General features: G+C 70.1%; 16 protein-coding genes and 2 pseudogenes. 11 read left to right on the top strand and 7 right to left on the bottom strand.

Annotated elements, in window-relative coordinates; translation table 11 throughout:
- Positions 1–75: 75 nt before the first annotated feature.
- Positions 76–174, bottom strand: a pseudogene (locus tag ACZ67T_RS38560) (integrase core domain-containing protein); the annotation flags it as partial.
- A 290-nt stretch (positions 175–464) separates the two neighbouring features.
- Here ACZ67T_RS38560 and ACZ67T_RS38555 point away from each other — a divergent pair.
- The 4 genes and pseudogenes from ACZ67T_RS38555 (at position 465) to ACZ67T_RS38540 (ending at position 3,695) form a co-directional block, all read left to right on the top strand.
- Entirely contained in the window at positions 465–1,076 is a 612-nt protein-coding gene (locus tag ACZ67T_RS38555; RefSeq protein ID WP_469990678.1) for a class I SAM-dependent methyltransferase, read from the top strand.
- A gap of 313 nt (positions 1,077–1,389) precedes the next feature.
- Positions 1,390–1,653, top strand: a complete 264-nt coding sequence (locus ACZ67T_RS38550) for an integrase core domain-containing protein (protein ID WP_469990676.1) — start codon at positions 1,390–1,392, stop codon at positions 1,651–1,653.
- 450 nt (positions 1,654–2,103) lie between these two features.
- Positions 2,104–2,511 (top strand): STAS domain-containing protein, encoded by a 408-nt coding sequence (locus ACZ67T_RS38545; protein WP_469990674.1) that lies wholly within the window; start codon positions 2,104–2,106, stop codon positions 2,509–2,511.
- An 89-nt stretch (positions 2,512–2,600) separates the two neighbouring features.
- Positions 2,601–3,695: pseudogene (locus ACZ67T_RS38540) on the top strand (transposase family protein).
- 185 nt (positions 3,696–3,880) lie between these two features.
- On the opposite strand, the gene ACZ67T_RS38535 reads toward ACZ67T_RS38540, so the two are convergent.
- Positions 3,881–4,681 (bottom strand): winged helix-turn-helix transcriptional regulator, encoded by an 801-nt coding sequence (locus ACZ67T_RS38535; protein WP_469990672.1) that lies wholly within the window; start codon positions 4,679–4,681, stop codon positions 3,881–3,883.
- A gap of 158 nt (positions 4,682–4,839) precedes the next feature.
- Between ACZ67T_RS38535 and ACZ67T_RS38530 the strand changes: the two genes are divergently transcribed.
- Together ACZ67T_RS38530 and ACZ67T_RS38525 are read left to right on the top strand one after the other, a co-directional pair.
- Complete coding sequence (locus ACZ67T_RS38530) at positions 4,840–8,583, top strand: S8 family serine peptidase (protein WP_469990671.1); 3,744 nt, start codon at positions 4,840–4,842, stop codon at positions 8,581–8,583.
- 431 nt (positions 8,584–9,014) lie between these two features.
- Positions 9,015–9,242 carry a hypothetical protein gene (locus ACZ67T_RS38525; RefSeq protein WP_469990669.1) on the top strand — a complete coding sequence of 76 codons (228 nt, stop codon included), beginning with the start codon at positions 9,015–9,017 and terminating at the stop codon, positions 9,240–9,242.
- A 65-nt stretch (positions 9,243–9,307) separates the two neighbouring features.
- Here the strand turns inward: ACZ67T_RS38525 and madM are convergent, their stop codons facing one another.
- The 3 genes from madM to ACZ67T_RS38510 form a co-directional block, all read right to left on the bottom strand.
- The gene (gene madM / locus ACZ67T_RS38520) at positions 9,308–10,078 is read right to left on the bottom strand and encodes a malonate transporter subunit MadM (RefSeq protein WP_469990667.1); all 771 of its coding nucleotides are present in this window, start codon (positions 10,076–10,078) and stop codon (positions 9,308–9,310) included.
- A gap of 1 nt (position 10,079) precedes the next feature.
- Positions 10,080–10,532, bottom strand: coding sequence for a malonate transporter subunit MadL (gene madL, locus ACZ67T_RS38515; RefSeq protein ID WP_469990666.1), 453 nt, complete (start codon positions 10,530–10,532; stop codon positions 10,080–10,082).
- Between the two features lie 73 nt (positions 10,533–10,605).
- The gene (locus tag ACZ67T_RS38510) at positions 10,606–13,527 is read right to left on the bottom strand and encodes an AMP-binding protein (RefSeq protein WP_469990664.1); all 2,922 of its coding nucleotides are present in this window, start codon (positions 13,525–13,527) and stop codon (positions 10,606–10,608) included.
- Positions 13,528–13,672: 145 nt separating this feature from the next.
- Between ACZ67T_RS38510 and ACZ67T_RS38505 the strand changes: the two genes are divergently transcribed.
- Positions 13,673–14,359, top strand: coding sequence for a GntR family transcriptional regulator (locus ACZ67T_RS38505; protein WP_469990663.1), 687 nt, complete (start codon positions 13,673–13,675; stop codon positions 14,357–14,359).
- A 189-nt stretch (positions 14,360–14,548) separates the two neighbouring features.
- Positions 14,549–15,718 (top strand): esterase-like activity of phytase family protein, encoded by a 1,170-nt coding sequence (locus ACZ67T_RS38500; RefSeq protein WP_469990661.1) that lies wholly within the window; start codon positions 14,549–14,551, stop codon positions 15,716–15,718.
- Between the two features lie 355 nt (positions 15,719–16,073).
- Here ACZ67T_RS38500 and ACZ67T_RS38495 read toward each other — a convergent pair whose 3' ends face one another.
- On the bottom strand, positions 16,074–17,084 hold the full coding sequence (locus tag ACZ67T_RS38495) for an alpha/beta fold hydrolase (RefSeq protein ID WP_469990659.1): 1,011 nt from the start codon (positions 17,082–17,084) through the stop codon (positions 16,074–16,076).
- Between the two features lie 411 nt (positions 17,085–17,495).
- Between ACZ67T_RS38495 and ACZ67T_RS38490 the strand changes: the two genes are divergently transcribed.
- The 3 genes from ACZ67T_RS38490 (at position 17,496) to ACZ67T_RS38480 (ending at position 23,634) form a co-directional block, all read left to right on the top strand.
- Entirely contained in the window at positions 17,496–21,242 is a 3,747-nt protein-coding gene (locus tag ACZ67T_RS38490) for a S8 family peptidase (protein ID WP_469990657.1), read from the top strand.
- Positions 21,243–21,961: 719 nt separating this feature from the next.
- Complete coding sequence (locus ACZ67T_RS38485; protein ID WP_469990655.1) at positions 21,962–23,293, top strand: multicopper oxidase family protein; 1,332 nt, start codon at positions 21,962–21,964, stop codon at positions 23,291–23,293.
- A gap of 197 nt (positions 23,294–23,490) precedes the next feature.
- Positions 23,491–23,634, top strand: a complete 144-nt coding sequence (locus ACZ67T_RS38480; protein ID WP_469990654.1) for a hypothetical protein — start codon at positions 23,491–23,493, stop codon at positions 23,632–23,634.
- Here the strand turns inward: ACZ67T_RS38480 and ACZ67T_RS38475 are convergent.
- Positions 23,607–23,792 (bottom strand): hypothetical protein, encoded by a 186-nt coding sequence (locus ACZ67T_RS38475; RefSeq protein ID WP_469990653.1) that lies wholly within the window; start codon positions 23,790–23,792, stop codon positions 23,607–23,609. The genes ACZ67T_RS38480 and ACZ67T_RS38475 overlap by 28 nt on opposite strands.
- Between the last annotated feature and the right edge of the window lie 662 nt (positions 23,793–24,454).

The following is a 24,454-nucleotide window of genomic DNA, read 5'->3' as shown; positions in this document are numbered from 1 at the left end:
CTGTTGGTCGGCGCCTGGCGGTAGTTGGTTGCGGGCCCGGCGGGGGCGGTGCTCGTTGTCGTGCGGTGCGTAGGCGGCCAGGACCTGTCGGGCGTGGGCCTCGTTCATGATGAGGAGATGGTCGAGGGCCTCGCGCCGGATGCTGCCGATCACCCTCTCGCCGTGAGCGTTCATCCGAGGGGCCCGCGGCGCGCTCATGAGGATCTCCATCTCCTCGGCTTTGAAGGCGGCCGTTTTCCGTCGAGTTGCCGTTGCGGGAAACTGAGTTGGTGGCGAAGCGGCAGGATCTCGGCGTCCTTCTCGCGGTCGGTCATCGGCAGCAAACGTAGTGGTGCGAAGGTCTGGGTCACGGCGAGGTAGGCGAGGCGAGGCCTGTGACCGTCCCTCGCGGTGCTGGTCGCGACCGGGGGTGGGGCAGCCCTGGGCCGGATGTCGGGGCCGCCGGGCGGCCTATAGTCGATCTCATGAGTCGTTGGCAGGAACTGACCGGTGGCACATCGGGAGATGCGTACGCCGCGCGCTTTGCTGCGCTGGCCCGCAACGGCAGGGATGTGCATGGTGAGGCGCGTTTCTGTGCGGCCCTGGTGCCCGCTGGGGCACGGGTGCTTGATGCCGGATGCGGTACCGGACGGATTGCGATCCGGCTGGCGGAGCTGGGGTACGACTGCGTCGGGGTCGACCTCGACGCCTCGATGCTGGACGTGGCGCGGGCTCACGGACCTCAGCTGCCGTGGTTCCGGGCCGATCTCGCCGAGTTCGATCCGGCCCGGCTCGGCATCGCCGCGGACTTTGACCTCGTCGTCGCTGCCGGCAATGTCTTCCCGCTGCTGGCCGCCGGTACCGAGGGCGCGGTGGTCAAGCGCCTGGCCGGGGCCCTGCGTCCGGGCGGCCTGTTGGTCGCGGGTTTCGGCCTGGACGCCGCCCACCTGCCCGTGCCGCCCGGTATCACGCTGCCGGAGTACGACGCGAGTTGCACTGCGGCGGGTCTCGCCCTCGTCGACCGCTTTGCCACCTGGGACGCTGACGCCTACGACGGTGGTGGCTACACCGTCAGTATCCACAGGGCCAGCCCCTGACTCAGTTGTCCAGCTTCATGACCACGGGGGGCAAGCCCGCTGCGGCGGAGTCCTGAGAGCCGAGAAGGAGCCGGCGCCCGTTACGAGAGCGTGACTGCCACGAGTGGCACGTAAGGGGGCTGAGGACTCGAAGTGGACGTGAGTGAGTGGGCGACCCAGCAGGCCCGCAATCTGACCGCCGACCTTGGCGCCCGCGTCGAGTCGCTCCGCTTCGTTCTCCGCGACCGCGACAGCAAGTACACCGGCTCCTTCGACGCCATCTTCGACGCCGAAGGCATGGGACGTGCTGCTCAGCGCACCCCGGGCGCCGCGCATGAACGCCCATCGCGAGCGAGTGATCGGCACGATCTGCCGGGAGGTGCTCGATCACATTCTGATCATGAACGAGTCCCCTGCCCGACAGGACCTCGCCGAGTACCAGGACCACTACAGCAGACATCGGCCGCACAGATCCCGAGCCCAACGGCCGCCCGATGCCCAGGACCTCTCCGCTCCCGGGCAGGACCCCGACGCCCAAGGACTCCTACGCACCCGCATACTCGGCGGAGCAATCAACAAGTACCGACATGCCGCCTGAGCTGCAGCGATGACTTTTCGAGCCCCACACGATCGGGTAGCCGAGCCGGATGAGTTCGCGCTGTATCCGGAGGGGGCCCCAGTTGCTGTTCTCCCGGGCCAGGCGCAGGATGAAGTGTTCGAGCGTCACAGGGTCGGGACCAACCGCTTCGCAACGGGGGCGGAGCTGGTCAACCCGCGAGGTCGGGGCGGCCGACCGGTCTGGAAGGGCACCGTTACGGCCGAACAGATCGTCTTGGGCGCCGCTAAGGATGTGGACCACAGTCGGGAGCTGCTCTCGCCGAGTGGCTGACCAGGAGCTGGTGACCAGTACGTGAGACGCCAGTGGTGGCGGTCACCACCGTTCACGCGGACTGGCGCTTGCGTACGCCTTGATCGGGCGCGGGCCGGCCGTCTCTACCGCACGCTTCTGGGCATCCCACGCCGCCTGGAGATGTGAGGAGGGATGGCAATGCGAACGAACATCATCCGGCACGAGAACATGATGGTGAGCTACGACGTGGTCAACGGCTGGACCGTCATCGAGGTCGATGGTGAGGTCGACGCCCACACCGCCCCCGTGATCCGCGAAGGAGTGATCAAGCTCCTCAACGAGGGACACCGCCATTTCGTCCTGGACCTGGGCTTTGTCGCCTTCATGGATTCGATGGGGCTGGGCATGATCGTGGCGATCACCAAACGCCTCCGTGAACAGGAGGGCGCACTGCGTATTGTGTCCGCCTCCAGCCGGGTACTGAAGATCTTCGACCTGAGCGGCATGCGCAAGAGCTACGAGATCCTCCCCTCGACAGCGGAAGCGACGGCGTCTGCTCCCTTGCCTGGCAGCCTCGCGGACTGGCCGCATCCATCCTCCGGCTGAGGAGGGCGCCACTGTGTGTCGGGTGTGCGGCAACTTGGAGGTCTCGGCAGCCCTGCGCTTGCCGGAAAGCTGCGGGAACATGATCGATCGTGCTGCTTCGACTGGCCTACCTGGGTGTCGCGAACGTGTTCGCGATGCTGCGCTTGCTATCGATGAGCGATCGCGACAAGGACGTGGAACTCCTGGCGCTGCGTCATCAGATCACGGTTCTGGAGCGGCAACTGGGCGGGGACAGGCCGCGGTTCGGGCCGGGTGATCGGGCCTTCCTGGCGGCGTTGCTGCACCAGGTCCCGCGTGATGTACCGCGTCGGCTGCGGTTGCTCGTGCGCCCCGACACGGTGCTGCGATGGCACCGCGACCTGGTTTCGCGCCACCACGCGGCCCGTTCTCGGCCGAAGTGCTCGGGCCGGCCGCGCACCGTGCACTCCATGTGTCCTGGTTCTGCGCCTGGCGCGGGTGAATCCTGCGTGGGGCTACAGGTGGGTGCACGGCGAACTGCCTTTGCTGGGGATCAAGGTGGCCGCTTCCACGGTATGGAGATCCTGCGGGATGCCGGGATCGACCGGCCGCCCGAGCGGAGTTCCAGCACGTGGGCCGACTTCTTGCGTTCCCATGCGCGAGGCGTTGCTGGCGTGCGATTTCTTCGAGACGGTCACCCTGACTGGAGCGCGGCTGTACGTGTTCGCAGTGATCGGGCATGCCAACCGACGGATTCGGATCCTGGGCGCGCCCCCGCGCCCGTCGGGAGCCTGGGTGGTGCAGGCCGCGAAGAATCTCGTCATGGACCTGGAGGACGCGGGCTGCCGAGCTAGGTTCTTGATCCGGGACAGGGACGGCAGGTTCTCTGAGCTGTTCGACGCCATCTTGAAGGACGCGGGCATCGAGGTCGTGCTCAGCGGAGTCCAGATTCCGCGAATGAACTCGATTATGGAGAGGTGGGTGTGGACCTGTCGGCGTGAGCTGCTGGACCGCACGTTGATCTGGAACCAGCGCCACCTCTGCCATGTTCTGCGGGAGTTCGAGCGGTTCTATAACTCCCATAGGGCCCCATCAGGGCATCGCGACGCCCGACCGCCACACCCGCTGCCTGGGTGATCGCCGATCCAGGGCAGATCACCCGCCTCGACATACGCAGGCGTGAACGCCTGGGCGGCATCCTCCACGCATACAAACATGACTCGTGACCTGGGCGGACGAGGTTTCCGGCAAGAGCAGGGCCGCATGCAGGAATCGGGCGGAATCCGCAGGGGAGCAGTGCTCCCTGCGACTTCGCGGCGGACCGCCGGGGAGGCGCTCGCCTTGTGGGCGTACGGGCAACACAGGACGTCGTACAGCTCACAGATCCGATCCGGGTGCAACAGCCGTCGTGTCACACCCAGTTGTTGCGCATCGCGTACCAGCCGAGCTGCACGCGTGACGACACGGCGGCCAGGTCCATCAGGGCGCGCAGCCGCCGCTGGACGGTGCGCGACGACATGCCGACCTGGTGCGCCGTCGCCGCGTCCGTCAGGCCGGACAGCATCAGCTGCAGGATGCGGCGGTCCGTCGGAGCCAGGTCGCCGTCCTCGCGCAGGTACGGGCGCGAGCGGCGCCACACCGACTCGAACAGCTCGGTGGCCAGCAGCACCAGCGGCGGCCGCAGCTCCAGGGTGCGGCCCGGCTCCAGCTGGACCAGGGCCGTCTCCTCGTCCGCGATGAGCAGTTTGATCAACGGCTGGTCGACGACACGGACGTGATGGCCGGCCGCGAGGCGATCGTCGAGCGCGCGAATGGCCGCGGGCTCGGCCAGGAACGCGCGGTCGACGACCACGCGATAGGCGGCGTCCGGATTACCGTCCTTGCGCAGAGCGACCCCCGTCGGCTCCTCCGACCCGGGCACCGTCGTCGGAACGGGGGTGATGGTGTTGGCCCCGGACTGGAAACCGGACAGCGACCTGCGGGCCCCGTACTCCACCTCGTAGACGCGACGCGCCTGGTCCTCGCGCTGCTCCCAGAGCCGCACCAGACCGTCTGACTGCCGCGGGCCCGTGGCGGCCCACTGCCCGAGGAGACGGGTCAACTCGTCGTCGGCCCGGCGCAGTTCGTCCTGCAGCCCGGCGAAACGGTCGCGCAGCGAGTCGGTGACGGGGGCGGCTGCCCGTGCGGACGGCGGTTCAAGATCGGAGGGCATCGCACCAGTGTGCCCCAACGGGTCGATGGTCCCCAGGGGTGGCGGCGGCGCTGTCGAGATTGCGCCAAGGCAGGAGCTCGCCACCGCGAAGGCCCCCGCAGCACGCGCGCATTGGTCACCCTGCTCCTCCACCCCCTCCTTTTCCCTGGAGACTTCCTGTGAGACGCAGCAGACCGTGGCGGGGCAGCACCGCCGCCTCACTGGCAGCCGTGGCCCTGTTGGCCGCCGGCGTTCCCGCGGCGACGGCCGACACCGGGCAGACCTCCTCGCCCGCCGGGCCGAGAGGCCGTTCCGTGACCGTCACCCTGATCACCGGTGATGTCGTCGATGCCCGCGTCGGCACCGACGGCCGGGTGCTGTCCGCGGCGCCGCGTGCCGACGCCACCACCGACCACCCCGCCGCCGTCTGGCAGGACGGCACGCGCACCTACGTGTTCCCGCAGGGCGCCGAGCAGTTGGTGGACGCGGGCCTGGCCGATCCCCGGCTCTTCGACATCGGGTTGCTCGTCGCCGACGGCTACGACGACGCGCACCGCGACTCCGTCCCCGTGGTCGCCGAGTACGCGGGCGGGCGGCTGCCGCGCAGCACCGCACCCGGCACCGAGGTCACCGCGGACCTCGACTCCATCGGCGGCGCCGGGCTCACCGTCGCCAAGGACTCCGCCGCCGACGCCTGGAAGTCCCTCGCCCCGAAGGCCGGTTCGTCGGCCCGCGCGGCCGGCGGCGTCACCAAGCTCTGGCTCGACGCCAAGGTCAAGGGCAGCGCCGTCACCGGCCTCGGCACCCCGACCGTGCCGCTCACCGGGGCCGACGTCGCACACCGGGCCGGGCTCGACGGCTCCGGCGTCAAGGTCGCCGTCCTCGACACCGGCGTCGACGCGGACCACCCCGACCTCGCCGGGCGGATCACCGCGACCAAGGTCTTCGTCACCGGCGCGGACGCGGACGACCGCACCGGCCACGGCACCCACACCGCCTCGACCGTGGCAGGGACGGGCGCCGCCTCCGACGGGAGGTACGCGGGGATGGCGCCCAAGGCCGACCTCCTCATCGGCAAGGTCCTCGGCGACGACGGCTCCGGCACCCTCAGCGGCATCGTCAACGGCATGGAGTGGGCCGTCGCGCAGGGTGCCGACGTCGTCTCCATGTCGCTCGGCGCGGCCGGCGCGACGAGCTGCGCCGGCCCCGACGTGGACGCGGTGCAACGCCTCGGCGACAAAGCCCTGTTCGTGATCGCCGCGGGCAACGCCTCCCTGCGCGGCACTGTCTCCACGCCCGGCTGCGCCCCGGCGGCGCTCACCGTGGGAGCGGTGGACCGGCACGACGACACCGCGTCCTTCTCCAGCCGCGGCCCCTCCGCGGACGGGCAGAGCGCCAAGCCTGACATCGCCTCGCAGGGCGTCGAGGTCGTCGCCGCACGCGCCGGGGGCCGCGGCGACCAGGCGTACCGGGCGATGTCCGGCACCTCGATGGCCACCCCCCACGTGGCGGGCGGCGCGGCGCTGCTGTTCCAGCGGCACCCCGACTACACGCCCGCCCGGATCAAGGCCCTGCTGACGTCGTCCGCGACCGCGACCGGCGCCCCCGTCCTGGAGCAGGGCGCGGGCCCGATGGACGTGGCGCGCGCGGTGACCCAGCCCGTGACCGCCGAACCCGCAGCGCTGCTCGCCGAGTTCGCGTACCCGCAGTCCGGCCTGAACCCCGTCGACAAGCCGGTCACCCTGACGAACCTCACCGACGAGGACGTCGACCTCGCGCTCACCGTGCAGGACGTGCGCGGCGACGACGGCTCCCGGCTCTCCGGGTTCGCGGCCCCGGCCCGGCGCACCGTCTCCGTCCCGGCGGGCGGTACCGCGGACGTCCCGGTGCGCATATCCCCGGCCTCCCGCCTCGACGCGGGTGACTACGGCACGGTCACCGGCCGGCTCGTCGCCGTCGGCGCCCACGGCACACGGGTCACCGTCCCGTTCGGTGTGTACATGGAGGAGCCCTCGGCCGACCTGACGGTCAAGGGCCTCGACCGGCACGGTGATCCGGCGGCCACGCCGTCCGCGTTCCAGCTGTTCGACGACCACCGCGACACCGCGAGGCGGTACACGCTCGGCTATCCCGACGCGGGCTCCACCACGGTCCGGGTGCCGCTCGGCACGTACTCCCTCAGCGGCGTGATCATGACGAGGGACGAGCCCGGGAACGTCGGAAGTGTCGCTTCCGTGTCCCAGCTCTACGACTCGAAGGTCACCGTCGACGGGGACACCAGCGTCACCCTCGACGCCCGCGACGCCGAGCGGATCTCCTGGGACACCGACCGGCCCAGCCAGTCGGGCGGCTTCGCGCTCGGCCTCGCCGTCGGACTCGACGACAGCAGGCAGCTGAAGGCGGGCTACCTCACCTCCGTCCCCTCGTACACGAAGGGCATCTACGCGCAACGGGTCGCCCACGCCGACGACCTCACCTTCCTGGCGTCCGCACGGCAGACCGCCCCGCTCGCCGAACTCACCACCGGCGGCGGCCGCACCCTGGACACACTCCCGATACAGAAGGCCACCGAGTTCGACGGCAAGGGCTCGGCCGAGGTGGTCGCCATCGGCAAGGGCACGGACGCCGCCTTCGCCGGCCAGGACCTCAAGGGCAAGGTCGCCCTGGTCGACGCGGGAATCGGCGGCGGCAACGCCTTCGGGTGGGGCCCGGCCGCCGTGAAGGCCGGAGCGGTCGGTGTACTCGCCGCCGTGCCGGACAGCGTGGGCCGCTTCCAGGTGACCGGCCCCGAGGGGGTGCCGCAGGCCACCATCACCTGGGCCGACTCCCTCGCGCTCAAGGCGGAGGCCGCCGAGCGGGGCACGGCCACGGTGTCCTGGTCGGGCACCGCGACCGCCGACAGCCCGTATCTCTACAACCTCGCCACGACCTCGCGGAACGCGATCCGCCCCGGCAAGATCCGCGTCCACGACGACGACCTGGCCGTCACCGACGCCCGCTACCACGTGCAGAACACCGGCGAAGCGACGTACTGGTCGGACGTCCAGGTAGGCCTGCCGGGCATCGGCTCGGTGTGGGCGGGCGGCACGACGCTGCCGCTGCACGCACCGCAGCAGCGCACCGAGCTGTTCACACCGTCCGGCGACGCCGGGCTGACCTGGACGACGCTGATGCGCCGCGACCTCGGCCCGTACGGCAGCACCGGTTACGACGGCCCGCACACCCTCGGCAAGGGGCACACGACCGCCCAGTGGTACAAGGCGCCGTACGGACCGGTGCGCAACACCTACAGTCAGGCGCTCATGACGCGCGACAGCAACCGCCTCAGCTACGCGCTCGCGCCGTTCGGCGACGCGGGCGGGCACGACAACACGCTCGCCCTGGGTGACACGGGCACCCGCCAGGTCCTCGTGAACGGCGAGGCGCAGGCCGCCACTTCGGGCATGTTCACACTGCCGCAGGAACGGGCTGAGGTGACGTTCCGGCAGACCTGGCGGCGCCCGGCGACGGCCGGCAACCGCACGGGTCTCGCCTACGCCACCGAGTGGACCTTCCCGTCGAGCGCCGCGGACCAGGGCGCGCAGCGGCTCCTCGTCCCCGTCGTCGGCCTCCCGTCGGACCTGCGCAACACCCGCCCGGCGGGCGAGGCCACGAACGTGGGCCTGGGCGCGGTGGCCGACGGCGTCAGCGGTCAGGTCGCGCTGGACGACGTACGCCTGGACTACGCGTACGGCAACCAGACCACCGTCGACGCTGTCACGGACTGGCACCAGGCCGACGTCGCGCACGCCCACGGCGCCTGGCGGGCGACCGTCCCGGGCGACCTTCCCACGGGCACGTTCGTGCACCTGCGCGTCACGCTCGCCGACGGACACGGGGCGAGGACGACGCAGACGATGGTCAGGGCGTACGAAGTGCGCTGACGCGCCTCCCGCAGCAGACGGCCCGGTTCCCCGCGAAGGGAACCGGGCCGTCTCATGAGCCGGGCCGTCTTATGAGCGAGGTGATCCGGTCAGTCCGGCAGGTCCGCGACGACGATCCTCGTCGAACCGCCGTCCTGGGTGTCCGTTGGGCGTCCGTGGCGTAGAAGGCCGTCCCGAACACCGGCCGGTACACCGACGTCATCCGCGTCACGGAGGGCCCGACGTACACGTACAAGCTGTGTGACGTGGGCACGAATCACTGCTCCAACACGGAGCAGGTCGACTTCACCGGCCCGACGGACGACGGGTCCGCCGACTGATCCCACGCACGCCGCGAGGCGGCCGACGGATCGGCGACCCGGTGCCCTCCCGGTGGAGGGAGAGCACCCCGGTCGTTCCAGATCTCGTCCGGCGACGACGGCGACCTGTACGTGTACCCGACCGACGCGCTCGTCGCGATCGCGGCCGGCACCGTCGACCGCGAACTGTTCAACGTCACACAGCTGCTCAAGGACGGGTACGGCGACGCGAATACCGATGCCCTGCCCGCCGGACCTCAGCGGCAAGCCGTCCGCACCCGAACTGCGGGAGCGGGGCGACGACCTGCCGGGGCAGCGAACGCGGCGCCGTCATACCGGAGTTGGGCCTGGCGTCCGTGAAGGTCGACAAGGCAGGTCCGGCAGAACGCTGACGAGGGGTGCCCTGGTCCGTTCTTATGCGTCCCTCACCCGCCGACGACGGCGCGCAGGGTCACGTACAGCAGGGACGGGCCGAGCAGGCAGCCGACGCCGGTGTAGAAGGTGGCGGTCATTGCGCCGTACGGGACGAGGCGCTTGTCGGTCGCCGCGAGGCCGCCGGCCACACCGGACGTGGTGCCGAGCAGCCCGCCGAACGCCATCGCGGACTTCGGGTTGTTGAGGCCGATGAATGGGGCGACGAGCGGGGTGCCCACCATGACCACCACGGACTTCACCAGTCCCGCCGCCACCGACAGCGCGATCACGTCCGAGCTCGCGCCGACCGCCGTGCCGGTCACGGGCCCGACGATGTACGTGGCAGCACCCGCGCCGATCGTCGCCATCGACGCGGCGTCGGTGTAGCCGAACAGCGCGGCGACGACGGACCCGATGAGGAACGACACCAGTACGCCCAGCAGGATCGACAGGACGCCGGTGAGTCCGGCCCGCTTGATCTCACGCAGATCGACGCCGTACGCGGTGGAGACGATCGCGAAGTCCCGCAGCATCGCCCCGCCCATCAGGCTCAGCCCGGACAGCGCGGTGAAGTCGGCGAGTCCGCTCTCGCCGCCCGACGCCTTGCCGCCCACATAGGCAAGGACCAGGCCCAGCATGATGGCGATGGCCGAGCCTTGGAGGCGGCCGCGGGTCAGGGCCTTGGACAGCCATGCGGACAGCAGCATCAGCCCGCCGATGAGCGCGAACGCCACGATCAGGCCGTTGTCTTCGCAGACGGAGACGAGCACATCGAAGTCCATGTCAGGCCCCCTGCTTCTGCGCGGCGGTGTCGCCCGCGACGTCGTCCGCGGTATCGGTGTCAGCTGTCAGCGGCGGCAGCGGTTCGGCGGGATCGCCGATCCGGGCGAGGACGGGCACCAGGGCGCCCGTCGCGACGACGGCGCCGAGGCCGGCCAGCAGCGCCATCGGCCCTCCGGTGACGGCCTTGGCCACGTTCTGGGTGGAGGCCATGGCGATGACGATGGGTATGTACATCGCGCTCCAGAAGAGCACGCCTTGCTCGGAGGCCTGGGGGAACTTGCCCTTCTGGCGCAGCCAGTGGGTGACGAGCACCAGCATGATCATGGCGAAGCCGACTCCGCCGACGTTCGCGTCGACGCCGAGGGCGTCACCGAGCAGTTCACCGACGAGCGTGCCTGCGAGCATGCACGCAGCCAGCGCTGCCACTCCATAGAGGACCATCGTCTTCTCCACACTGAGAGACTTGGGGACTTGGGGACTTGGGACTTGAATCACGGGAGGGGTTGAAGCGGGCGGACGGGGGCGGTTACGCATCCGTTTCGTTGAACAAGTCGGCGTACAGCTTGCGCAGTTCGGCCTTCTGCACCTTGCCCATGACGTTGCGCGGCAGCGCCTCGACGATGCGTACCGCGCGCGGGTGCTTGAACCGGGCGAGGTCGCCCGCGATGGCGTCGAGCAGCTCGCCGGCCTCGGGCTCCTGACCCGGTTGCGGGACGACGACGGCGACGACGGTCTCGCCGAAGTCCGGGTGGGGCACGCCGATCACGGCGGACTCCAGGACCTTCGGGTGGGCGTCGAGCAGTTCCTCGATCTCCTTCGGGTAGACGTTGAAGCCGCCGGAGATGATCAGGTCCTTGCCGCGGCCGGAGATGCAGAGGTAGCCGTCCTCGTCGATCCGGCCGAGGTCACCGGTGATGAAGAAGCCGTCCGTGCGGAACTCGGCGGCGGTCTTCTCCGGCATCTGCCAGTAGCCGGTGAAGACGTTCGGGCCGCGCACCTCGATGCTGCCGACCTCGCCGTCGGGCAGCGCCTTGCCGCTCTCGGGGTCGACCACGCGGATCTCGGTGCCGGGCAGCGGCATGCCGACGGTGCCGGGCTTGCGCGGGCCGCCCGCGTACGGGTTGGTGGTGTTCATGCCGGTCTCGGTCATCCCGTAGCGCTCCAGGATGGCGTGTCCGGTGCGCGCCTCGAACGCCTCGTGGTCACTGGCGAGCAGCGGCGCCGAGCCGGAGACGAACAGGCGCATCGAAGCGCAGGCCTCGGGGGTGAGGCGGTCGCTCTTGAGGAGCCGGGTGTAGAAGGTCGGTACGCCCATGAGCACCGTGGCCTCGGGCAGCAGGTCGAGGATCTGCTCCGCGTCGAACTTCGGCAGGTAGTACATCGAGGCGCCCGCGGCGAGGGTCATGTTGGCGGCGACGAACAGGCCGTGCACATGGAAGATCGGCAGGGCGTGGATCAGCCGGTCGTCCTCGGTGAACCGCCAGGAGTCGAGCAGGGCACGGCAGTTGGAGGCGAGGTTGCCGTGAGAGAGCACGGCGCCCTTGGAGCGACCGGTGGTGCCGGAGGTGTAGAGGATGGCGGCCGGTTCGTCGGCCGTGGCCTCGTACACGTCGTCGTGGTGGTCCTCGCCCTGCAGCAGGGTGCCGTCGCCGACGGTGCCGAGGGTCTCGACGACGAGGCCGGTGCCCGCGCGGTGGGCGTGCTCGGCCAGGCGCTTCGGGGAGCAGACCAGGACGCGAGGCTCTGCGTCGCCGATGAAGTACTCCATCTCGGCGCCGGTGTAGGCGGTGTTGAGCGGCAGGAAGACACCGCCGACGCGCAGCGTCGCCAGGTACAGCGCGATCGCCTCGGGCGACTTGTCGACCTGCATGGCGACCCGGTCGCCGGGGACGACCCCGTCGGCGACGAGCCGGGCCGCGATCCGGGCCACCGTGCGTTCGGTCTCCCGGTAGCTGATGGACCGTCCGTCGGGCAGCTCGAAGAGCGCCTTGTCCGGGTGGCGCGTCACCTGCTCGGTGAAGGCCCGGTGAAGGGTCGGGAAGGGGGCGGTCGGGGTTCCCGTGGGGGCCATCGGGGTCGTTCCTCTCTCGTGCTGTTCTGTGCGTGTCGTCCCTGCTGCCCGCATCGGGCCGCCCAGGGCGACGGTGCGGCGCCGGACGAAGTCCTCGTGGCGGCGTTCGAGCAGCTCCGGCTCGTAGCGGTAGTTGATCATCGCGCCGTAGGACTGCCGCCATGCCTCGGCCGAGGCGTTCGCCGGCCAGTTCAGGCGCCAGGCCGCGGCGCCGTTGCCCAGGTGGAAGCGGGCGACCGGGTCCAGGGGGCGCCCGTCGTCGCGGCGCTCGACCGCGATGTAGCGGGTCAGGGCGTCGAAGAGCCGGGGGCGGACGCCGTCGACGTCGATGTCCGAAGCCGTCAACTCTGCGACCAGGGCACTCAGTTCGGGCTCCCGCCCGGCCCGCCCCTCCAGCCAGCCGCGGAACCCGGGGATGGGGGAGAGCGTGGCGAACTGCGTCAGATGCGGGAGCTGCTCGCCGACCTGCTCGATGACCTGCTTGATCAGGAAACTGCCGAAGGAGACTCCGGCGAGTCCGTCCAGGGCGTTGTTGATGGAGTAGAGCGCGGCCGTGTCGGCGTGGGCCGGATCGAGCGCCGGTCCGGGTTCGAGCAGCGGGGCCATGCTGTCCGGCAGCCCGCGGACCAGGGCCACCTCCACGAAGATCAGGGGGACGTCGCCGGTGGCCGGGTGGAAGAAGGCGTAGACGCGGCGGTCCTCGGGCTCCATTCGGCGGCGCAGCTCCGCACGGTCGGCGATGGGGTGGACCCGCTCGCCGCGCAGCACATGCGCGTGGAGCTCCTCGGGATCGTCCCAGGTCACCTCGGCCATGTGCAGGAAGCCCCGGTTGAACCAGGACGTCAGCAGGTGGTGGAAGTCGTGGTCCAGGGGCCGCAGTTCGGGTTCCTCGCGCATCAGGCGGCGCAGGTCCGCCCGCATGCCGACGAGCGCGAGCGTGGCGTCGGGCGCGTGGTTCATCCGGCGCAGCAGCTGCTGGCGTGCGGGTTCGACGGCGCCGAAGAGGTGGACCAGCTCCGGTGCGCCCTGCGAGCCGGCGGCGCGGGCCGCCTCCCAGCTGCGGTAGGCGGCGCGGACCTGGTCGGCGTCGGCGTCGTAGGCCCGGGTGATGTGCCGGAAGAAGGCGCCCTTGGCGTCGTCGTCGAGGAGGCCGTATGCGGCGAGTGCCTGCGCGGCGACCGCGCGCATCGAGGCCTCGCCGACATCGGTCATCAGGACGTCGCAGGCGGCGAGCAGCTCGTCGAGCGGGGTACCCCCACCGCCTCCGCGACTGGTGCAGGCAGTCTCATCGAGGCACCGCTGTCCCCGTGCCCGGCGCAGAGCGGCCACCAGCCGACCGTCGTCGCGTGCCGTGTCGTGCCGAGGGTGACGCTCCATGCTTGCCCCTCCCCGCTCCTTGCTCCTTCGCGCAGCAGATATGCATCGTGGCGCGTGATGTATATAACAGTCGCACCGTAGATCACGGAACGACGGCGCACCACCCCCTGGAGGCGCCGGATAATGTGATCGTTCGGAGGTGCACATGGCTCGAGTACCGGAAGCCAGGCGCGTGCGCGACGCGCTGGAGAACGCCGTCGTGGACGGCCGCTACCGCCCCGGCGAGCGCCTGGACCCGGCGCAGCTGGAGCGGGAGTTCGGCTGCTCGCGCACACCGGTCCGCGAAGCGCTGCAGGCGCTGGAGCGTTCGGGCCTCGTCCAGATCCGCCCCAAGCAGGGCACATACGTGACCGAACTGAGCGTCCATGAACTGGCCGAGCGGTTCGAAGTCATGGCGGAGCTGGAAGGGATGGCCGCGCGCCTGTCCGCCCGCCGCATCGAGCGTGAAGCCCTCGACGGGCTGGAGGACGCCCTCGAGGAATGCGAGCAGCACGCGCGCGCGGGCGACGCCGACCCTTACTACTACGCCAACGCGCGCTTCCACGGCATCGTCTACGACGCCTGCGGCAACGCCTACTTGTCCGACCAGGCCCACGCCCTCAAGCGTGCCCTCCAGCCCTACCGGCGCCTGCAGTTGAGGGTGCCGGACCGGATGCGGCGCTCCCTCGCCGAGCACCGCGCGATCGCCGACGCCATCGCCGTGGGCGACGCCGAGCGCGCCGAGAACGCGGCCCGCGACCATGTTCTCGTTCAGGTCAAGGAGTTCAGTCAACTGGTGCGCACCTGGCGGCACCTGACCGAACAGGAGCCGACCGGGCGCAGCGCCAGGTGAGCAGCGACATTCTCAGACCGGACGACTCCCATTCCGGGCAGCTGGAGCGAGACTGCACCGAAGCGGTCCGAGCGGCCTGAATCGTCAACATGGCATATCAGTTCTGATGGTGGCCCATTCGGTGGTAATCGGGGCAGTACTCGCATCGGCGACTGAGGATCCGCTGCACGGCTACCGAAGATCATCTACATGAGAGCTTCTGTGATGCGCCGCGCGAGTGGTGCGGCCCTGTTCCTGGCGACGGCTCTGACTCCCGCGGTGGCTGCGGCTGCCCCGGAGCCTGGTGACTCCGCCCGACCTTCCCGGCCCGCGGCTCATGCGCGCCTGCTGGGCGAGAAGATCGTTCCGTACAAGCTGGACTTCAACGGCACCACGGTCGGGGGCCTGTCCGGCATCGACCGTGACCGGTGCACCGGCCAGTACGTGTTCATCAGCGACGACCGCTCGTTCCAGCAACCCGCCCGCTTCTACACCGCCGCGGTGGACGTGGACGCCGACGGCGTGCACTCCGTCCGTCTCACCGGGACCCGTCCCTTCCTGCAGCCGGACGGGGCGGTCTATCCGTCACCGGCCGCCGACCCGGCCAAGGCCGTGGATCCGGAAGAGATCCGCGTGGACCCGCGGACCTGCCGCTACTGGTGGGCGCAGGAGGGCGACCGGCCCACCGCGGACGACGCGCCGCTGGTGCAGCCGTCGATCCAGTTCGCCTCCCGTGCGGGTGCCTACCGGGGCCGGCTGCGGTTGCCGAGCAACTACGCGGTCACGAGAGGCGAGCGCGGGCCGCGCCGCAACCAGTCGCTCGAGGCGTTCACCTTCGGGGCGCGGGGCCAGGTGGTGACCAGTGCCATCGAGGGGCCGCTGATCCAGGACGGGCCGGTGCCCGACACGCATCACGGCGCGCTCGTCCGCCTCACGCAGCAGAGCCGTACGGGCCGGGTGCTCGGCCAGTACGCCTACCCGATCGAGAAGATCTTCGCCGAGTCCGATCCGACCAGCCCGTGGGGCCCGGACACCGGAGTCCCGTCGATCCTCGCCTTCCCCGACGACCCGCACCGCTTCCTCGTGCTGGAACGCACGTGGGTCGCCGGTTCCGGATACAAGATCCGCCTCTACGACGCCACGACGCGCGGTGCGAGTGATGTGCGGGCGATCCAGTCCCTGGCCGGGCGGCACGTCGCGGTGATGCGCAAGAAGCTCGTCGCGGACTTCGACAACCTCGGCCTGTCCACGGTCGACAACACCGAGGGCATGACCTGGGGTCCGCAACTTCCTACCGGTGAAAGGGCGTTGATTCTGGTCAGCGACGACAACTTCGACAAGGGTGCGGTCACCCAGGTGGTCGCCCTCGCTCTTCGCTGAGCCGGAACGCGACAAGGCGCGGGCAGGACGGTTCCTCCGCCCTGCCCGCGCCTTGTCGTACACCGCGGAGCACGTCCGGGCCCTCCGCGAGCAGCCGAACGGGCATCTGCATCGGCAGCCGTCAAAGGTTCCCGCCGGCGTCGCCTGCGGATGGGTCCTGCGCGTTCCACCCGACATGTTCCTCGTCGCCCGCCGGTGAGCGGGCCGCGCTGTACAGCGCAATCCTGAACGCCTCAGGGAGAACGACGAGCGGCTGCGCGGGACGGGCCGGTTGCTGCACATGCACAACGATCGGCGGAAGCACTGCTGTTGCGCTGTCGCCCTCGAGAGCCCGACCCGATCCGCCCCGACTCCGTCACGTCGCGCTGCGTTCGCTGGCCTCGCGGTACTCGCGTGCCAAGGTCGGCGCGCACTTCTCCTCCGGCCGTCCCGTACAGAGGAGTTCACGCCATTGCGCGAGGCTCCAGTCGCCTGGAGTCGTGGTGGCGATGAACTCCTCCAGCACATGGATGAAGCGGGCGGGGTCGGCGTGGTGCGGGAAGTGCCCGGCGCCCGGGAAGATCTCGAGCCGACTGCCGGGCATTGCTTCGTGGGCGGTGTGAGCGTGTGCCACGGGCAGCACGCTGTCGCGGTCGCCCCAGACGAGGAGGGTGGGCACGCCCTGGGCGAGGTAGCAGCGGTCCAGCATGGTGACCACCTGGCCGCGCCAGTCGACGACGGCTCGCAGCGTGCGGGTGAAGGCGTTGCGGGAGTTCTGGTCGGGCAGGGCGTCGACCAGGTTGACGAGGTCGGGTGCGTCCACGCCGAGTCCGGTGTCCAGGAGTTGGAGGGCGCGGACGAATGCCGTGATCTGCCACCGTGCGCCTGCGACTTTCAGCAGGCCGAGTGCGAGTCCCGCGCCGGGCAGGGTCGCGGCCCGCAGAACGGGGGTGACCTGGCGTCCGACCCCGCCGGTGGAGATCAGGACGAGCCGGTCGACGCGCTCGGGGAACTGGTAGGCGAATTGCATCGCGACACCACCGCCGAAGGAGTGCCCGACGAGGGTGACACGTTCGACATCGAGGACGCCGAGGAGGTCGCGCAGGCCGTTCGCGTACGCGGCGACCGAGTAGTCGGCGCGCGGTTTTGCCGAGTGGCCGTGGCCGAGCAGGTCGGGGGCGATGACGGTATGGCGGCGCGCGAGGGTCTCGATGCAGTCCTCCCAGTGCGCGGAGCTCGCCCCGACGCCGTGGATGAGGAGCAGCGCCGGTCCTTGGCCCGCGATCCGGTAGGCGCGGCGGTAGCCGTGGACGGTGGAGAAGGTGAGCGTGCTGTCGGTCTCCGGCGCGGGTGCGGCCGGGCCGTGAACCGGAAAGATGTGCGCCATGGCCGTTCTCCCCGTACGCGGTTTTCCGCAGGTGCGTGCCGGATCCCGGTGCCGCAAGCGGTGCGTCGAGTGTACGGAGCGCGGTACGGCGGAGGGTTTCGCGCTGGTTGCGGATGTATTCCGCCTTGTCGGCGGGGCGGGGAAGTGGCGTGCTGTGTGGGCGATGTGCTGCGCTCAGCGCCGGGCGTAGGCGCGCTTGAGGTCTGGACGATGCCACCGTCTGTCGGGATCGCGACATGACGCAGCCTCGCCATCGTCAACTTCTTGCCGTAGCCGCGAAGTTGGCCGAAGCATGGTGGCCGTCGGGCCGGGTGGCTGCTGCGGTCGCCGCTCGGCCCTGACATCCGTACGTGTCCGTGGTCCGGCAGCCGGCGCAGCGGCCGCCTCCCGCCGTCCCGCCTGGAGTCCGCCATGCCGACCGCTGTCGTCCCGCGCAGAGCCACCGTGCTCGGTGCCGCGTTCATCCTGGCTCTCATCGGCCCGGCGCTGCCCGTCTCGGCGGACGCAGCCGTGCCCGTCACCGTCACCACACAGGCCGCCGACCGGGGCGCACACACCGACACCGTCACCCTCGTGACCGGCGACACGGTCACCGTCACCACCGGCGCCGACGGGCGGGCAGCGGTCGACGCCGAGCCCGCGCCCGGGACTTCGGCCTCCTTCCACACCGAGGAGACGCCCGCCGGTGACACCTACGTCATCCCGGACAGCGCGGGGGAGGGGCTCGCGGACGGGCGGCTCGACCGGGAGCTGTTCAACGTCACGCGACTCGCCGCCGACCAGCAGGGCGATGCCGACCGTGACACGCTGCCGCTGATCGTCGACTACCCGGGCAGCCCGGCCCGTTCGACGCTCGCCGCCTGTGCCGACGACGCCCCCGGCGTCACTCACCACACCGCCCTCACCTCGCTCGGCGCCACCGCCGTCGACGTGGACAAGGACAAGTTGCACGCCTTCTACCGCGACGTACTCGACGGGCCGAAGGCGGTCGTCCGACCCGACCGCACCGTGCACGCCACCCTCGACGAGAGCGTCCCGCAGATCGGCGCGCCCGAGGTGTGGAAGAGCGGCTACGACGGCAGCGGTGTCAAGGTCGCCGTCCTGGACACCGGCATCGACCTCACCCACCCCGACCTCGCCGACCGCGTCCTCGACTCCAGGAGCTTCATCGCCGGGCAGAGTGTGCAGGACGGGAAGGGCCACGGCACCCACGTGGCGAGCACCGTCGCGGGCAGCGGCGCCGCATCCGACGGAAAGTACAAGGGAGTTGCCCCGGGCGCCGAGCTGCTCGTCGGCAAGGTGCTGGACAACCGGGGCAGCGGCGACGAGTCCAGTGTGATCGCCGGGATGGAGTGGGCCGTTGCCCAGGGTGCCGACGTCGTCTCCATGAGCCTGGGCGCCGCCACCGAGGAGGGCAGCGACATGCTGTCCGACGCGGTCGACGCGCTCAGCGAGTCCTCCGGTGCCCTGTTCGTGATCGCCGCGGGAAACACCGGTCCCGGCCGCGCCACCGTGGCCAGCCCCGGCACCGCCCGCACCGCGCTGACCGTCGGCGCGGTCGACAAGCAGGACCGGCTCGCCGACTTCTCCGGGCGCGGTCCGACGGTCAGCGGTGCGCTCAAGCCCGAGATCACCGCGCCCGGCGTCGGCATCGTCGCGGCCCGCGCCGCGGGCACCAGCCTCGGCGCGGTCGTCGACGCCCATTACACCTCCCTGGACGGTACGTCGATGGCGACCCCGCACGTCGCGGGCGCGGCCGCCCTCCTCGTACAGCAGCACCCGCAGTGGCGGGCCGCCCGCCTCAAGGACGCGCTCGTCTCGGCGGCGCACACCAGCCCCGACTACGACGTCTACGAACAGGGCGCCGGACGGCTCGCCGTCGACCGGGCCTCCGCCCAGTCGGTGACCGCCTCCGGCACCGCCGACTTCGGCGACCTGCGCGAGCAACAGCAGCCCGGCACCCGTGACATCACGTACACCAACGACGGCGACCACGACGTCACCCTCGCCCTCGACCTGGACCTGAGCCGCGGCACCGCCGTCCCCGACGGGGCGGCGACGCTCTCCAGCGACAAGGTCACCGTCCCCGCGCACGCCACCGCGACCACCACCCTCACCGTCGACCCGTCCCGCACCGGCACCGGCCGCTTCGACGGCTACCTGACCGCCACCGGCGACGGCACCACGCTCACCACCGCCGTCGGCTGGACCGAGCAACCCCCGCGCCACACCGTCGACTTCACCTTCACCGGCCGCGACGGCAAGGCGGCCGGCCAGACCAACCTGCAGATCCTCAACCTCACCACCGGCGAGGCCGAACTGCAGAGCGTCACGTTCCTGCGTGAGGGCACCTGGCAGACGAAGCTGCGAGAGGGCCGGTACGCACTGCAGGCTCTCATCACGACGTACGACGGCCAGGGTTATGTGCACTCTCTGGACACCTTCGCCGAACCGGAGTTGACCGTCGGCGACGACAGCACGGTCGGGATCGACGCCCGCGAGGCGCAGCCGCTGGCTGTCCGCGTCGACGGCGAGGACCGGCCGCTCGAGCGCGCCGCCCTGTCCGTCACCGCGCGCCGCACCCTCGACGACGGGGCCAGTGCCGCCATCGGCACCTCGTCCGTGACAGGTGACCGCACCACCGCGTACGGGGCGATCGCCTCGCACACCACCGCCGCGCACGGCACCTTCGACCTCACCGCCGAACACCGGCTGCGCGACCCCCTCGTCCGCGGATCGTGGAGGGCCGCGGGGCGGACGACACCGCTCGACCTGCTCACCCCGGACCTCGGTCAACGCCTGGACGGCACAAGGAAGTTGACAGCCGTCGACGTGGGCACCGGCAGCGCCGCCGACTACGCGAACCACGACGTCAGCGGCAAGCTCGCCGTCGTCCGCGCCAACGGCTGGCTGGTGCCCGCCCTGGCTGCCGCGGCTCAGCACGGCGCCGTCGCCGTCCTCGCGATCCGTGCCACCGACGGCACCACCCTCGCCCAGGACAACGGCGACAGCACCATCCCGGCCGTCGCCGTCCCCCGCGACCAGGGCACGGCCCTCCTCGCCGCCATGGCCGACAGCGACGTCACGGTCACCCTCGCCGGCCGCCTCGACAGCCGCTTCACGTACACGCTGCCGTTCCACGCCACCGGAGCCATCCCGGCGCACACCACCGTCACGGAGAAGGCCGACCGGTTCGCCCGCCTCGTCAACACCTTCCACGCCGACGGCACGGCCCGGATCGCCGAGGACGTGCTGACGACCTGGCACACCTGGGAGAAGACGACCTTCCGCACCGGCGCCCGCCACCTCGCCCCCGGCACCCGCACCGACTTCGTGCACGCCGCCGACAGCCGCTACCTCCAGACGGTCCGCGCCTCCGACCTGTCCAGCACGTACCTGGAGGAGTACCCGGCGACGTACAAGACAGGCACGACCGTGCGTCGTGACTGGGGTCGCGCTCCCATGCACCCCACCCTGCCGCGCCGCATCAGCTGCCCGCTGTGCCGCGCCGACAACGGCGCCAGCTTCCTGCTCGCCCCCTACGGCGACGGCGACCCCGCTCACTTCGGCATGGGCGCCGCCACGAGCACGTTCAGCTACCGCCGTGACGGTCAACAGGTTCCCCCGGCCCAGCTGTTCGCCCCGGAAGAGGCCGAGTACCGCATCGACCAGACGGTGCGGCGCAACACCAACACCCTGGAGACCCTCGGCACCCGCACCGATACTTCGTACACCTTCCGCTCGAAGGCACCCGAGGCGGGCGACACGGCCCCCGGCTGCACGGACGTCTACGGCAAGGACCACTCCTGTGCCGCCCTGCCGGTGATCCTGCTCAGCTACGACCTCGACGTGGACGGCGCCAACACCGCCTCGGCCCGCCACGCCTTCCCGGTGCACATCGGCACGCTGCGTCCCGACGGCTACCGAGGCCCAGCGGTCACCGGCATCCGCGTCGAGGCCTCGTACGACGACGGTGCCACCTGGAGCGACCGCGTCGACCCACGGGTCCACGTCGACGGTTCGGCCACCACTGTCCTGAACCGCCACCCGCACGCGGAGACGGACACTGGCTATGTCACGTTGCGGGTCACCGCTTGGGACGCGGCCGGCAGCCGCACTCAGCAGACGGTGATACGTGCCTGCGCACTGCGCGGCTGAGGGGTGGCCGCAGGTTCACATCCTGTCGTCCCGAGTTCGACAGCCGATCGGGCTATGAGGTTCTCCGCCGTTCGCGGGACTGTCCTGCACCCATGAAGTCGTCGGCGTGAGTGAGGACTTCGATGTCCTGGCGGACATGGGTGTGTCATGCGGCCGAAACGGCCCGCGCCCGGTTTCTGTCGCTCGACAGGAACACTGATCCCAGGCAGGTGCGCCCGTGACCACCCTTGCCCCGTCCGACGCCCCTCCGGCGGCGATGCGCTCGCGGAGTTCGGCTCATGGCAGGAGCTGCACCGCAGCCTCGGTCGCTCCCCGTCGCGGCCGACGAGATGCGCTCGGGCCGCCCGTGCCGCCGGTCACCGTTCCACCCTGTCCCTGGGCTCTGCGGCGGTGTTCAGGGAGCACAGCTCCAGGGGCACCCTGGTGTCGCGGTACCGATGAGTGTTGCGGAACGGGCTCGCTCATCAAGGTGATGCCCACCCTGCTCCTTCGGGTCGTGACCGATTTCGCCTGGTTTTCGGGTGCATGATGGCAGCTTACGGCCGCCCGTCTTCCACATGTGCAGTGCATGGGGGTTCAGCTTGTCCGCACACGCCCGTCGTACCTGGACCGTCATCGGATCCACACTTGCCGCGCTCGCACTGGCGGCGGGGTGTGCCACGCGTAGCGACACGAGCGCGCTAGGCCACCCGGAAGGGTCGACGGTTCCCCTGCAGACCGTGTCCCCGTCGCCGGCCCTCACCGCGCGGGCAACGGAAGATCTGCGCGACCCCCAGCAGATCGTGAGCAGGAACGGACTGCTCAGGACCAGGATCGTCGTCAAACGCGAGAAGGTGCGCCTGGCAGGCCGCGATCTGTGGGCTCTGACGTACAACGGGATGTACATGCCGCCCACTCTGCGGCTACGGCCGGGGGACCGGATGGAGATCTCCTTCGAGAACAAGCTCGACCAGCAGACGAACCTGCACGTGCATGGCATGCATGTCTCACCCGTCGGCGACTCGGACAACATCTTCCTCAAGATCGAGCCAGGGAAGACGTTCACCTACAAGTACGCCTTCCCCAAGAGCCTGGAGCCGGGGACGTACTGGTACCACCCGCACCCGCACACGCTCTCCGCCGCCCAGACCGCCGGTGGCATGTCCGGCCTGATCGTGGTCGACGGTCTTGACACGTATCTGCCCGCGGCGCTCCGTGGGATCACACAACACGTCGTCGCGCTCAAGGACTTCCAACTCGTGGGCGACCAGATCAAGACCTCGAACCTCAAGATCGGTGCACCCACGACGCGCACCGTCAACGGACAACTCAACCCACGGATCCGGATCAGGCCGGGCGAGACCCAGCTGTGGCGCCTCGCGAACATCGGGGCCAACATCTTCTACAAAGTGAGGCTGCCGGGCACCAAGTTCCACATCGTCGCCAAGGACGGCTACCCGGTGAACAAGGTCTACTCCGTCGACTCCCTGGTCATCCCCGCCGGTGCCCGCTACGACGTTCTCGTACAGGGCCCGAAGGCGGGCGTGTCGGAACTGCAGACCCTGCCGTACAACACCGGCAAGGCCGGCAACCAGTTCCCCCGGGCGACACTGGCCACGGTCGAGTCCGACGGCGAACCGATGCGACCCGCGGCCTTGCCCACAGCCTTCGCCCCGGTGGACGACCTCGCGAAGGAGGCCGTCGCGGGACGCAAGACGGTCACCTTCACGGAGAACAAGGCAGGCACGCTCTTCTACATCAACCACAAGCAGTTCGACCACAGCCGCATCGACTTCCGGGCCAAGCTCAACACCGTCGAAGAGTGGACGATCAAGAACGACAGCGACGAGGTCCACTCGTTCCATATCCACACCAACGACTTCCAGGTGATGAGCATCAACGGCAGGCCGCAGACCAACTACGGCTTGCAGGACACCGTCGACGTCCCTCCGCGCGGAAACATGGTCATCCGGATCCGGTTCCTCGACTATCCGGGCAAGACGGTCCTGCACTGCCACATCCTCAATCATGAGGACGCGGGGATGATGGCGGTACTCCAGATCGAGAAGTAACCACCCCGACGACATCACGGGGCGGGGCAGCCGACGTGTGATGACGGTCCCGCAGCTCCGATCTCATGTGCCGCATGTCTGCCCCGCCCGGGCACCAGCGCGTTGCGCGGCTTGTCGAACGCGCCCCGGGTGAGGCAACGATCCGGAGGCGGTGGCTGTGCCCCTGCCGAAAAGTCCATTCGCGGAGTTCAGTCTGCATGCTGGTGTTCACCGTCCACATCCTCGGCGTCACCACCCGCCCCACCGCCGCCCGGGCAACCCAACTCGCCCGCAACCTGCTGTTCGACCTCGGCGAGCGCGCCGCAGACTTCCGCTACCTGCTGCGCGACCGGGACGCGTAGTACACCGCCGCCTTCGATGCCGTCGTCACGAGCGAGAACATAGCGATCTTGAAGAGCGCGCCGCAGGCGCCGACGATGAACGCCCACGCCGAGAGATCTTCATTCGCAGCGTCCGCGCCGAGTGCACCGATCGGATCCTGATCTACCACGAGCAGCATGCCCGGCGGGTCCTGGACGAGTACGCGGAGCACCACGACTCCGGAAGGCCCCACCGGGCCCTGCACTCCGAGCCCCTACAGACGACCCGAACGTCATCCCGTTTCCCGGCGCAGCGCATTCACCGCCGCGACGTTCTCGCCGGACTCATCCACGAGTACGCCGCGACCGCCTAACCAAGATCCACAAGCTGGCTGACGAAATACCCAGGTCAACGATGGTGCACGACTTCTGGCATCCCGCAGGCGTGCGGGTCCCGGACCTTGGGGACGGCCCAGCAAGGGTCTGGTTGAACAGCCGGAAGGTGTGCTCACGATCGAATCTGCGGAGGAATGCCTGCCGGCACGAGTCGACTCTGCGCCCGACGTGCTGGTCTTGGAACACCACGGCCTGAGGGCGTGATCGTGGCCTGTGAGCCGGGCTGGGCGCGTGACGTGGGTAACGCGGGCGGGCCTGGGGCTGTGAGGCGGCCCATAGGGGCCAGATCACATACTAGGGGCGGTAGTGGTCCGTGGGGTCGTCTGGCGGCTCAAGGAAGCCACCCTAAGCCACCTTATTCGGTCATTTCAGACATTTCTCCGATGTGGGGTAGTACGTCACATCCTTGCGCCCCCGTTCCGCCATCGCTAACTATGGCTGTCGTCCCGGTGAGCGGGTCGGAGCA

This window comes from Streptomyces sp. NPDC107517 (genome assembly GCF_055582645.1).
This window is presented reverse-complemented; position numbering and strand designations above follow the sequence as displayed.